This is a genomic window from Streptomyces sp. NPDC038200, from assembly GCF_055600785.1.
In genome coordinates this window covers 15,213-27,309 of sequence record NZ_JBVJYH010000002.1, presented here as the reverse complement: position 1 = coordinate 27,309, position 12,097 = coordinate 15,213, and the positions used below count along the sequence as shown (strand labels likewise).

10 protein-coding genes are annotated in these 12,097 nt (G+C 75.3%); 9 read left to right on the top strand and 1 reads right to left on the bottom strand.

Annotated features, from left to right (window positions below):
* Window positions 1–11 precede the first annotated feature (11 nt).
* From ACZ7KF_RS05305 to ACZ7KF_RS05265, 9 genes are all read left to right on the top strand, one after another.
* Window positions 12–272 carry a phosphopantetheine-binding protein gene (locus ACZ7KF_RS05305; protein ID WP_471069610.1) on the top strand — a complete coding sequence of 87 codons (261 nt, stop codon included), beginning with the start codon at window positions 12–14 and terminating at the stop codon, window positions 270–272.
* Window positions 265–1,488: a beta-ketoacyl synthase N-terminal-like domain-containing protein gene (locus ACZ7KF_RS05300; RefSeq protein ID WP_471069609.1), complete on the top strand. Its 1,224-nt coding sequence runs from the start codon at window positions 265–267 to the stop codon at window positions 1,486–1,488. Before ACZ7KF_RS05305 ends, ACZ7KF_RS05300 begins: the two co-directional genes overlap by 8 nt.
* Entirely contained in the window at window positions 1,478–2,224 is a 747-nt protein-coding gene (locus ACZ7KF_RS05295; protein ID WP_471069608.1) for a beta-ketoacyl synthase N-terminal-like domain-containing protein, read from the top strand. Before ACZ7KF_RS05300 ends, ACZ7KF_RS05295 begins: the two co-directional genes overlap by 11 nt.
* Window positions 2,217–3,599 carry a class I adenylate-forming enzyme family protein gene (locus ACZ7KF_RS05290; protein WP_471069607.1) on the top strand — a complete coding sequence of 461 codons (1,383 nt, stop codon included), beginning with the start codon at window positions 2,217–2,219 and terminating at the stop codon, window positions 3,597–3,599. Before ACZ7KF_RS05295 ends, ACZ7KF_RS05290 begins: the two co-directional genes overlap by 8 nt.
* A gap of 89 nt (window positions 3,600–3,688) precedes the next feature.
* On the top strand, window positions 3,689–4,738 hold the full coding sequence (locus tag ACZ7KF_RS05285; protein ID WP_471069606.1) for a hypothetical protein: 1,050 nt from the start codon (window positions 3,689–3,691) through the stop codon (window positions 4,736–4,738).
* A gap of 30 nt (window positions 4,739–4,768) precedes the next feature.
* Entirely contained in the window at window positions 4,769–6,040 is a 1,272-nt protein-coding gene (locus tag ACZ7KF_RS05280; RefSeq protein WP_471069605.1) for an aspartate aminotransferase family protein, read from the top strand.
* A gap of 8 nt (window positions 6,041–6,048) precedes the next feature.
* Window positions 6,049–6,780, top strand: a complete 732-nt coding sequence (locus tag ACZ7KF_RS05275; protein WP_471070008.1) for an SDR family NAD(P)-dependent oxidoreductase — start codon at window positions 6,049–6,051, stop codon at window positions 6,778–6,780.
* Window positions 6,777–7,622, top strand: a complete 846-nt coding sequence (locus ACZ7KF_RS05270; RefSeq protein WP_471069604.1) for a class I SAM-dependent methyltransferase — start codon at window positions 6,777–6,779, stop codon at window positions 7,620–7,622. The genes ACZ7KF_RS05275 and ACZ7KF_RS05270 overlap by 4 nt, the downstream gene beginning before the upstream one ends.
* Entirely contained in the window at window positions 7,619–8,401 is a 783-nt protein-coding gene (locus ACZ7KF_RS05265) for a maleylpyruvate isomerase family mycothiol-dependent enzyme (protein WP_471069603.1), read from the top strand. Before ACZ7KF_RS05270 ends, ACZ7KF_RS05265 begins: the two co-directional genes overlap by 4 nt.
* Here the strand turns inward: ACZ7KF_RS05265 and ACZ7KF_RS05260 are convergent.
* On the bottom strand, window positions 8,370–12,029 hold the full coding sequence (locus ACZ7KF_RS05260) for an ABC transporter ATP-binding protein (protein WP_471069602.1): 3,660 nt from the start codon (window positions 12,027–12,029) through the stop codon (window positions 8,370–8,372). The two genes, ACZ7KF_RS05265 and ACZ7KF_RS05260, sit on opposite strands and share 32 nt — an antisense overlap.
* Between the last annotated feature and the right edge of the window lie 68 nt (window positions 12,030–12,097).

The following is a 12,097-nucleotide window of genomic DNA, read 5'->3' as shown; positions in this document are numbered from 1 at the left end:
ACGGAGACCTCATGACGCGAGAAGCCGTTCTGGCCGAACTCGAGACACGGGTGCGGACGGTGCTCGGCACCCGGGTGGGACCGGAGCTGGCCCGGAGCCTGCCCGCCGACGCCCGCTTCGACGAACTCGGCATCGACTCCCTGGACATCGTGCTCGTGCTCGCCGAACTGGAGCAGCGCGACGCCTCCAACACCCTCACCGGCAAGGACCTCTGGGAGGCCGCCGACTGTATCGACTCCCTCGTCCGTCATCTGGCCGAGCGCCATGACTAGAGACGGACGGGCCGCTCCGGGCGCGGGCGTCGCCGTCACCGGCGTGGGCGTACTGACCCCGGCGGGGCGCGGCATCGGCCCGTTGTGGCGGACGCTGTCGGCGGGCGGGGCCCGTCCGCGCCCGATCGAGCACTTCGACACCGCGCAGGCCGGCACCGGCCTCGCCCACTTCGTGCCGCACGAGCCCGGCCTGCCTGGACCGGGACATCCGGAACGGATGGGCGCCCTCGCGACGGCGGCGGTCACCGACGCGCTCGCCGACGCGGACGCGCGGGGTGAGGGGACCGCTCTGATCCTGGCCACCACGGACGAGACGGGAGCCGAGGTCAGTGGCCGGTGGGACGGCTGGCAGACCGGGGGGACCACCCCGCGGGGGGTGCCGCTGGAGGAGCGCGTCGCCGCCGCCTGCGGTCTGACCGGCCAGGTCATGACCGTCGCCACGACCTCGGCGGCCGGTTGCGTGGCACTGGGCGTGGCCCGGCGGATGATCACGTCGGGCCGGGTGCGCCGGGTCGTCGTGTGCGGGGTCGACGTCATCACGGAGGCCGGCTTCTACGGTCTGGCGGCTCTGCGCACCCTGAGCCCGCACGGCTGCCGGCCGTTCAGCGCCGACCGGTCCGGCATCCGCATCTCCGAGGCGGCCGCGGCCCTGGTGATCGAGCCGGCCGCGCCGGCGGGGGGCCGGACCCGGGGCCGGCTCGAAGGTGTGGCCGCCAACAACCTCGCCGCCCAGCCGGCGCGTCCGGAGACCGAGGGCGTGGCGGCCGCCGTACGCAGTGCCCTGCGGCAGGCCGGCCGCCGGCCGGCCGAGGTGGACTACGTGAACGCGCACGCGGCCGGGACCCGGCACGGGGACGCCGCCGAACTCACCGCGCTGTACGAGGTGTTCGGCGACCGGCTGCTGCGGGACCTGCCGGTGGTCAGTTCCAAGGCCGCCATCGGTCACTGCCAGGGAGCGGCGGGCGTCGTGGAGGCGGTGGTCTCACTGGCGACCCTGGAGTGCGGCGAGGTCCTGCCCACGCTCGGGCTGGACTCCGTCGACCCCGCGTGGCGCGAGCACAACCTGGGCGGGCGGCCCCCGGGCCGGCCGCCCGAGGTGGCCGTGTCGGTGTCCTGCGGGCTCGGTGGTGTGAACGCCGCGGTCGTGCTGGGGGCGGACCGGGCCGGGCCGGTGCCGGCCGGTGCGCGGCGGGAGGTGGCGGCGCATGTGTCCTGACCGTGGCCCGTGTCCCGGCCCGGTGCGGGTGACCGGGCCGGCCCTGGTGCGCGAGCGGGCGACGCCCGCCGCGGCCGACCGGGGACTGCCGGTGCGGGACCGGGTGCTGCCGGTGCTGCGCGAGACCGTGGCCGAGGCGCTGGCCGGGCTGCCGGACGCGCCCGGGGAGACGGCGGTCGTCCTGGCGAGCCGGCACGCCACCTGGGTGACCGCGGAGGCCATCCTGACCGCGGTCCGCGGGCCCGGCGCGCGCTGGCTCGATCCGCGCGCCTTCCTCCACTACACGCCGCACGCGCTGGTCTCGGCGCTCTCCATCGACCGCGGTCTCGACGGCCCGTCCGTCACCTTCTCCGGCGCCTCCGGCGGTGTCGACACCTTCGGGCACGGGGCCGATCTGCTGCGGGAGGGGGCCTGCGCCCGGGTGCTGGCCGTCGCGGTGGAGTGGCCGACGGCGTTGTCCGCGTCCGCCTTCCCGGAGACCGGTGAGGCGGGGCTGCTCGCGGTGGCCTGCGCCGTCCTCGACCCGCGCCCCGGCGGGATCCAGGTCACGCGGTGGGGCAGCGGCCCGGCGGAGCCGGGCGGTCCGGGCGAGATCGCCGCGCCCTCCGCGGTGGCTCCGTTCGACCTGATCCGGCGGTACCGCGCCGAGGGGCTGCGGCACTGGACCATCCGCCAGGGCAGGTCCTCGGTCGGCTTCGTCCGGCACCCCGCGGACGAGGAGCACGCCGATGCCTGAGTCACTGGACGACCGGATACGCCGGTGGGCGGCCGTGCGCCCGACGGCCACCGCGCTGGTGGACGGGCGGGGTTCGCTGAGCTACCGCGCGTTGGCCGAGGCGGTGGAGCACACCGCGCGCGGCCTGGACGTCCCCCCGGTGCCGGGCCGGGCGGCGCCACGCTGGGGCGTCTCCACGGGCAACGCCGTCCGGGACGTGGTGCTGGTGCTGGCGCTCGCGCGCGCCGGGCTCTCCCCGGTGCTCCTGGACCCCCGGAGCACCCCCGCCGAGATCGCCGCGACGACCCGTCTGGCCCGGCTCTGCGGAGTCCTGGACCGCGCCGCCGCGTCCACCGGCCCCCGGAGCCCCTCGGCGCCTCGTCCCGCGGCACCCTTCGGCCTGGTGACCTCCGGCACCAACGGCCTGCCCAAGGTGGTGCGCCGGGACTGGGCGAGCACCGTCGCGGTGTGCGCGTCCTTCGCGGATACGGCCGGCTACCGCCCGGAGGACGTCATCCTGTGCACCACCCCCCTGCACCACAGTTACGCGTTCGGTATCGCCCTGGTCGCCGGTCTGCTCTCGGGTGCGACCGTGGCACTGGCCCCGGCACCCCCCGGCCCGGCCGAGCTCGGCCACTGGATCGGGGAGTTGCGGCCCACCGTCGTGCAGTCGGTGCCCTTCCTCTACCGGGTGCTCCTCCCCCACCTGCCGTCGGCCGACCACACCACCCGGCTGTGCGTCTCGGCGGGGGAACGGCTCGACCGGGCGACGGCCGACGCGTGGCGGGAGGCGTCCGGTACCGCGCTGAGCAATCACTACGGCGCCACGGAGAACGCCGTGATCACCCTGGCCGACCCCGGCGACCTGGAGTCGGTCGGCCGCCCCGTGCCCGGCGTGCGGGTGCGGATCGGACGGCCCGGGGATGCCGACAGGCCCACGGAGGGTGAGGTGTGGGTGCGCGGGCCCGGCCGGCACAGCGGCTACTGGGGTCAGGGTGCCCTCACCCGGGAGACGTTCACCGGCGGCTGGCAGCGCACCGGGGACTGGGGGAGGCTGCTGCCGGACGGCCGGCTCGTGCTGACCGGACGCCTGTCGCAGCGGGTGTCGGTGGCCGGGCGCAAGGTCGATCCGGTCGAGGTCGACGCGGTGCTGCGCAGTCATCCGCACGTCCGGGACTGCCTGGTCACCGGTCCCCCCACGGGCAGCGCGGAGACCGGCTTCTTCGCCTTCGTCGCGGCGAGCGGGGTCGGCGAGCTGGAGCTGCGCCGCTATCTCGCCGCCAGGCTGTCCGCGTACAAGGTGCCCACGCGGCTGGTGATCCGCCCGGAGCTGCCCCGGACCGGCACCAACAAGGTGCACACCGCCCGGCTGTGGCGGGAGCTGGAGACCTCATGACCGAGACGACAGGCACGACGGGCACGACGGGCACGACAGGCACGGCAGACACGACAGGTACGACGGGGACGACAGGAAGGAACGCGCCCATGAGTCAGGCTGCCGGCAGCCCGCGGTTCGATCCGGCGACGGCGCTCGGCTGGCAGGACGTCGGCCTGGACGGTCTGAGCTGCTTCCTGCGGTGCGTGGAGGCCGTGCTCGCCCATCACGGCCGATCCCCCCGGGAGATCGCCGCCAGTCTGGCGACCCCGCTGGACCTGACCCGGAGCGACCGCGATCGCGGTCCCTTCGGCGACTTCCCGGGATGCCGTCTGGAGTGGCGCACGGTGCCCGGCGGCATCGGCTGGGACGAACTGGCGACGCTCCTGCGCCGGCACCGCTACCCGGTGCTCTCGCCCAACGGACTGCACTGGCCCGGCGACGAGTTCAACGGGGTGGGCCCGGCACACCACCACATGGTGCTGGCGGTGCGGTGGGACGACGGCGGGCTGGAGGTGCTGGACACCGACGCGTCGCCCGACGACGGCTACCGCCGGACGCTGCCGCTCACCGACTCCCTGCGCCGGGCGTTCGACCGGGTCGCGGTGGTCGAACCGCGTCCGGTACCGCGGGACGACGATCCGGCGACCACGGCCAAGCGGCTGCTCGGCGGGGGTACGCGCCGGCTGGCCGCCGACCTGTCGGAGCTGGCGGGCTTCCGCGCGCTCTGGCTGCGGCAGCCGCTGCCCGAGACGCTCGCCCGGGGCCTGCACGTCTTCGTCCTCGGAGACGTGCAGCCCCAGCTGTTCACCCTCGCCCGCGCGCTCGACTTCCCTGCCTCACCCGAACTGGCCCCCCTCGTCGCGGCTTTGGAGACGGCGGCGAGCCGGGCGAAGAAGCTGGGCATCATGCTGACCGGTCTGCACCGGTTCCGTTCGCGCCAGGTGTACACGCTTTGCCTGGAGGAGTTCGAGTCCCTGGAAGGGGCCCTGCACTCCGTACTGGCCGCCCTGTCCGCGCACGCGGGGGAACCGGTGCCGCGGACGCCCCCGGCCGCGCCCCGGCGGCTGGCCGCCCGCCTCGCCGAGGTCACCGAGTGGTCCTTCGACCAGCCCCCGCAGGACACCCTCCGCTGGTTCACCACACCGTCCGCCGCCTGATCCGCACCGCCTCTCTCCCTGGAGTTCGCGATGACGCTGCACGACACCCGGACCGCCACCCGCCCCGCGCCACCGCCGCCGCTGCCCCTCACCGAGTCGGTCCGGCTGGCGGCCGAGGCCGCGACGAGCGACGCGATCGCGGCGACCGCCGACGACGTGATCCCCAGCGACCGGCTGATCGACGGCGAGTACCCGCTGTACGCCGCGCGCGGCGAGGGCGCGTACGTGTGGGACGTCGACGGCAACCGCTACCTGGACTTCATCCTCGCCTACGGCACCATCATCCTGGGGCACGCACACCGCGCGGTGGACGACGCGGCCGTCTCCGAGATCCGCCAGGGCTTCGCCCTGTCGATGCTGCGGCCGGCGCAGCAGCGGCTGACCCGCCGGCTCACGGAGGTGATCCCGCACGCGGAGACCGCGCTGCTGGTGAAGACCGGTTCCGACGCGACGAGTTCGGCCGTCCGGCTGAGCCGGGCGTTCACCGGCCGCGACGTGGTGGTCCGCTGGGGGTACAACGGCTGGCACGACTGGGCCGCGATCCGCAGCCCCGGCGTGCCCCGGACCGTGGCCGACCAGGTGACCACGTTCGGGTACAACGACCTGTCCTCGCTGGAGGAGGTCCTGGACCGCTTCCGCGGCCGCGTCGCGTGCGTTCTCATGATGCCGTTCGAGACCACGCTCCCCGCTCCCGGATTCCTCCAGGGAGTACGGGAACTGGCGGACCGGCACGGCGCGTTGCTGGTCCTGGACGAGATCCGCAGCGGTTTCCGGCTCGGTCTGGGCGGGGCCCAGGAGGCGTACGGGGTGCGGGCCGATCTGGTCACCGTGGGCAAGGCCATGGCGAACGGCTATGCGGTGTCGGCGGTCGCCGGTCGCGCCGACGTGCTGCGGGAACTCGCCAACGTGCACATCTCGTCCACGTTCTTCGCGAACTCCCTGGACATGGCGGCGAGCCTGGCCACCCTCGACGTGCTCGCCACCACCCCGGCCCTGGCGCGGGTCGAGGCGCTGGGGACCCGGCTCCAGGCGGGTCTGCGGGGCGTGATCGCGCGGACCGGCCTGCCCGCGCGCGTCGTGGGAGCCCCCCAGATGCCGTTCCTGGAGTTCGACGACGACGCCCGCGCCCAGCGCTGCAAGCGGCACTTCTACACCTGGACCGTCCGGGAGGGGCTGCTGTTGCATCCCAACCACCACTGGTACGTGTGCGCGGCGCTGTCGGACGCCGACCTGGACCACGCGCTCGCCGTCTCCGACCGGGCCGCCCGGCACGCGGTCACGGAAGGAGAAGACCCGGCGTGAGGCGGACCATGGACGGGAACGGGTCGGTGGCGCGGCGGGACCGCGTCGCCCTGGTCTGCGGCGGCAGCAGAGGAATCGGCCTGGCCACGGCGACACGGCTGCGCGAGAGCGGCCGGCGGGTGGCGGTGCTCTCCCGGTCGGGCGGTGCCCTCGGGGACCTCCTGTCGGTGCGCTGCGATCTCACCGAGGCAGACGACGTCGACGCGGCGGTGCGGGAGGTCGAGGAGCGGCTCGGACCGGTGGAGGTGCTGGTCGCCAACGCCGGCACCGCCGAGGACGCCCTTCTCGCCCGGACCTCCGACGCGTCCTTCCGCGGACTGGTCCGGGGCAATCTGTTCGCCGCCTTCCACGCGACCCGGCGCGTCGTGCCCGGCATGACCGAGCGCGGCTGGGGCCGGCTCGTCTTCGTGTCCTCCGTCGCCGCGACCGTCGGCGTCCCCGGGCAGAGCGGCTACGCCGCCGCCAAGGCCGCGCTCACCGGTCTGGCCCGCAGCCTCGCCCGGGAGGTGGCGCCGCACGGCGTCACGGCCAACGTGGTGCTGCCCGGTTTCGTGGAGACCGAGCTGACGCGGCGGGTACCGGACCGGGTCCGCGACGACATCCGTGCCCACGTGCCGCTCGGGCGGTTCGGCCGCAGCCAGGAGGTGGCCGCCACCGTGGACTTCCTCGCCGGCGAGCAGGCCGGTTACATCACCGGTGCCATGGTGCCCGTGGACGGCGGACAGGGCATGGGCTGGTGAGCGGGCTCGACGCCGGCCGCGGTGCCGCCGCGTCCTACGGGTTCGACGGTGTGGCACCCAGCTACGACCGTACGCGCGGCGGCGAGGAGCGGGGCCGCAAGGTCGCGGCACGGCTCGCGCCCTTCCTGCGTCCGGGCGCGCCCGTCCTGGACGTCGGAACGGGCACCGGGGTGGTCGGCCGGGCGCTGACGGACCTCGGCCACACCGTGTACGGGCTCGACCTGTCGCCCGCCATGCTGGTGCGGGCCCGGCAGCGGCTCGGCCCCGCGGTGGTCGCCGCGGACGCCGCCCGGCTGCCCTTCCGGGCGTCGTCGATCGAGCAGGCGGTCAGTGTGTGGGTGCTCCAGATGGTCGCGGACGCCCCCGCCGTGCTCGCCGAGGTCGCACGCGTCCTGGTGCCGGGCGGCCGCTATGTGATCGCCTCCGGTGTGCTGCTGCCCGCCGACGACCCGATCGGCATCGTGTACGAGCGGGTGTGGCAGAGCCTGGACGGCGACGGGCGGCGTGACGACCGCTCGGCTCGCCTGCGCCTGCTGGCACCGGAGGCCGGGTTCACCGTGGAGCACACCGGCCGGTTCGAGCCGACGTACCACCGGCAGTCGCCCGCCGAGGCGGCGGCCTTCCTGGAGAGCGGTGCGCCGTTCTTCCTGTGGGCGCTCGGCGCCGCCGAGCGCGCACGCGCCATCGGCCCCGCCGTCGCCCGGCTGCGGGCCATGCCGGATCCGGACCGGCCCCGCACCCGGCGTACGCAGCGGGAGCTGGTCGTACTCCGCAAGATCCCGCGGACCGGTGCGCCGCACCGTTCCGACCGCAGGCAGACAGCAGGGGGAGCAGACGCATGACAGCCATCCACGGCACGGCCGAGTCCACCGATGCCCTCTGGACGAAGGAACGGTGGCTGCGGGCCTTCCGACAGGAGGCGGCGCGCTTCCTGGCCGCGGTCGACACCGCGCGGCTCGACGCGGCGGTCCCCTCCTGCCCCGGGTGGACGGTGTCCGACCTCGTCGCCCATGTCGCCGGTGTGTACCGCTGGCACCGTCAGCACCTGCGGCGCCGTACCGAGAGCACCCCCCGGCACGAGCGGCCGGAGGTGCCGGAGGGCATCCCCGTCCTCGCCTGGTGGCAGCGGGAGTTCACCGCCATGGCGGAGGAGCTGGAGGCGGTGTCGCCGACCACGCCCGCCTGGAACTGGGCGGGCCGGCCGCCGGTGGCCCTGTTCTGGCACCGCCGGATGGCCCACGAGACGGCGCTCCACCGCTGGGACGCCGAGAACGCGCTGGGCGTGCCGACGGCCATCGGCACCGCGCTGGGGACGGACGGTGTGGCGGAGGTCCTGGACACCTTCCTGCCGGGCGGACGGAACGCCGGACGCACGGGACCCGCCGGGACCGTCGCGCTCACCGCTTCCGACACGGCCGCGCACTGGCGGGTCACCGTGCGCGAGACCGGCGTGTCCCTCTCCGCACCGCCGGACTCCCCCGGGGCCGGCCCGGTACCCGACTGCGTGGCCGAGGGCACCACCGAGGATCTCCTCCTCGTGCTGTGGGGCCGGGCGACCGCCGCGGACCGGCTCCGGGTGGAGGGCGACGCTACGCTGCTGGATGCCCTCCGCGCCCGCTGACCGTCCCGGGCGCGGTCCCGGCGGGAGCCGACCGGTCCGCCCGCCACATGGCGGCGTAGACACCGTCACGCGCCAGAAGCTCCTCGTGCGTGCCGTCCTCCGCCACGACCCCGTGGTCCAGCACGACGATCCGGTCGGCCCGCGCCGCGACGGCCGGCCGGTGGGTCACGATCACGGTGGTACGGCGCGCCTGCCCGGCCGGCGCCGCGCCCCCGAGGCCGCCGTGCGCGTCGGTCGCCGAGGTCGCCTCGTCGAGCAACAGGATGTCGGGGTCGGCGAGACGGGCCCGTGCCAGGGCGAGCAGCTGGCGTTGACTGAGCGACAGGTTCGTCCCGCCCTCCTCGACCGGGTACGCGTAACCGCCGGGCAGGGCCGCGATGGTCCGATGGGCTCCCACGGCCTCGGCGGCCCGCTCGACGGCCCGCTGTGCCGCCCCGTCGGCGGCGAAGCCGATCGCGTCCCGGACGCTGCCGCCGAAGAGGTACGGCTCCTGCGGCACCGATCCCAGGCGCCGACGGTAGGCGGAGACGTCGTAGCGGCGTATGTCCACGCCGTCCACCACGATGCGTCCGCCGGTGACCTCGTACAGCCGGGCGATCAGCTTCACCAGCGTCGACTTGCCCGCGCCACTGGCACCGACCACGGCGACGCTCTCGCCGGCGGCGATGCGCAGGCTCACACCGGCGAGGACCTCCGTGGCCGTGCCGGGGAAGGAGAACCGGACGTCGTCCAGGACGATGTCGCCGCGCAGCCGGCCGACCGGCACCGGGTGCGCGGGAGAGCGCACCGAGACCGGCGTGGCGAGGAAGTCCCGTATGCGCTGCATGCCGACCGCGGCCTGCTGGTAGCTGTCGAAGAGCTGGGACAGCTGCTGCACGGGGGAGAACAGCAGGTTGAGGAAGAGCAGGAAGGCGACCAGCACGCCGGTGCTCAGGGTGCCCGCGGCCACCCGGTGGAGTCCCGTCACCAGGATGACGACCGCGGCGAGGTCCGTCACCAGCTGGACGAGGGGGAAGTACAGCGCGACCAGCCGCTGCGCCCGCGCACGGCCGTCCCGGAAGAGCGCGCTCAGTTCGGTGAACCGCCGGGTGTTCGCCTCTTCCCGGCGGGCCAGCAGCACCGCCTCGGCTCCGGCGGCGTTCTCCTCCAGATAGGCGTTGACGGCCGTGAGGTCCTGCCGGGACCGCCGGTGCAGCGGCACGATGCGGCGGCGGAAGAGGACGGTGGCCACGACGAGCAGCGGGAACGCGGGCAGGACCGCGCATGCCAGCGCGGCGTCGGTGAACAGCAGGGCACCGCCGACGCTGAGCACGGTCAGCGCGCTGACCGCGACGGAGACCAGGCCGGTCTGCAGGAATCCGGCGAGGAGGTCCGGCTCGGTGGTGACCCGGCTGAGCGTGGCGCCGGCCGCCTCCCGCTCGTAGTAGTCCAGTCCGAGGGTCTGCAGATGACGGTAGAGCCGTACCCGGATGTCGAGCATGAGCCGTTCACCGGTGCCGCCCGCGAGTCGGACCTGGACGACGTTGACGGCCCAGTCGGCGAGCACCACGCCGAGCCCGACCAGGGCCGCCGCGGCGACGGCCCCGAAGTCCGTGTGCCGTACGCCTGCGTCGATGGCCCGACGGACCAGCAGCGGCACCCCCAGACCGGCGAGCGCGTCGGCGGCGACCAGCGTCGCGCAGGCCGCCAGCGGCCACCTGTACCGCCTGAGCAGACCCCGGAACCCGATGTCCTCCGCGTCCGGCGGGGGCGGCGCGGCGGCCGTGGCGGCCGGTACGGGAGCCGGAACGCGTGCGGGGGCCGGCCGAGCCTCCCGCGCTTCGGCGGCGGTGTCCTCCGGGAACAGCCCGCGGTAGACCGCGCAGCGCCCGAGCAGCTCCTCGTGGGTGCCGGAGTCCACCACGCGGCCCTCGTCCAGGACGACGACCCGGTCGGCCAGGCGGACCGTCGCCCGCCGGCGCGCGATCAGCACCACGGTGCGCTCGGCGAAGTCCCGCCGCAGCGCGTCGTGCACCTCTGCCTCCAGGGCGGGGTCCAACGCGGACGTCGCGTCGTCCAGGACGAGGACGGAGGGGTTCCCGCACAGCACCCGGGCGAGGCCCAGTCGCTGTCGCTGCCCGCCGGACAGCGACACCCCGCGTTCGCCGAGGACGGTGTCGTAGCCCTGGGGCAGGGCGTGGACGAACTCGTCCGCCCGCGCCGCGCGTGCCGCGGCCCGGATCTCCGCGTCGGTGGCTCCCGGGCGGCCGTAGCCGATGTTGGCGCGCACGGTGTCCGCGAAGACGACGTGGTCCTCCGGCACCAGGCCGACCGTGGCACGCAGGGCGCGCACATCGAGCTCGCGCACGTCCCGGCCGCCCACCAGGATCTGCCCGTCCCGCACGTCGTGCAGCCGGACCAGCAACCGGGCCACGGTCGACTTCCCCGCCCCGGGCGGCCCGACGAGCGCCACGGTCTCGCCGGCCGCCACGTCCAGGCTGAAGTCCCGCAGCAGCGGGGTGCCGCCGTGGGCGAACGCCACGGAGGCGAACCGCACGCCCGGGGGGCCGCCCGTGGCCGCGAGCGGGCCCGGGGCGGGTCCTGGTCCGGAGGCGTCCGGACCGCCGTGCCCGTCCGCGTCGAGGACCTGGAAGACGCGTGTGGCGCCCGCCCGGGCCTGCTGACCGACCGACACCAGACGGGACATCATCCGCACCGGGGCGATGAGCTGTCCGAGGTAGGAGGCGAAGGCCAGGTACGTGCCCACGCTGAGCCGGTGGTGCACGGCCAGCCAGCCGCCGAGGGCCAGCAGCGCGAGCTGGGCCAGGGTCGGCAGCGCCTGCAGGGCCGGGTCGAAACGGGAGGTGAGCCGGATGCGGGCCAGTTGCGCCGCCATCAGACGACGCGCCGCCTCGGCCAGCCGCTCGTGCTGTTCCGCCTCCCGGCCGAAGGACTTGACCACGCGGGCGCCGGCGATGACCGACCGGACCGCCGAGACCAGCTCGGCCGCCCGCCGCTGCACCGCCGTGGCCGCCGGGAAGACACGGTCCCTCCCCCGCCGGGACAGCGCCCACAGCCCGGCCCCCAGCCCGGCCGCCACGGCGGTCAGCGCGGGCGACAGCACGAGCATCGCCACCGACATGCCGACCACGAGCACCATGTTGCCGAGCAGCAGCGGCCCCATCCCGAGCAGCGAGGTGATGGGCGGCAGGTCGGCGATGGCGCGGGTGGCCGCCTGGCGCGGTGTCGGCATCCCCTCGTGGCGGGGGCCGTTGCGCAGCACGGCGGCGAACAGCTCGGTGCGCAGCTCGTGCTCGACCCGGAGCGACAGCTCCTGTGCCGCGCGTCTGCGCAGCACGGAGCCGCCGAAGGCGACGCCCGCGGTGAGCAGCAGCCCGGCGAACCAGAGGGTCCGGGGTGTGCCGTCGCGGCCCGCCACGGTGGCGTCGATCAGCCGGCGCTGCATCAGGGGCGCTGCCATCGCGGCGAGTCCGCCGAGGGCCGCGGCCGTTCCCGCCGTGACGCACAGGCCCCGGTGCCGTGCGCACCGTGTCAGGAGCCTGCCGAGCGCGGAACGTTCTCCGGGTGCCGTGGCCGGTTCCCTGCGTGTCGTCGACGGACCACCGAGAGGGATCACGCGTGCCAGCATGCCGACCGCCGTCGGTCCGTCCCGCCATCCATAAGGACTGCTCATCAATGCCGGTAACGGCTGGCCGT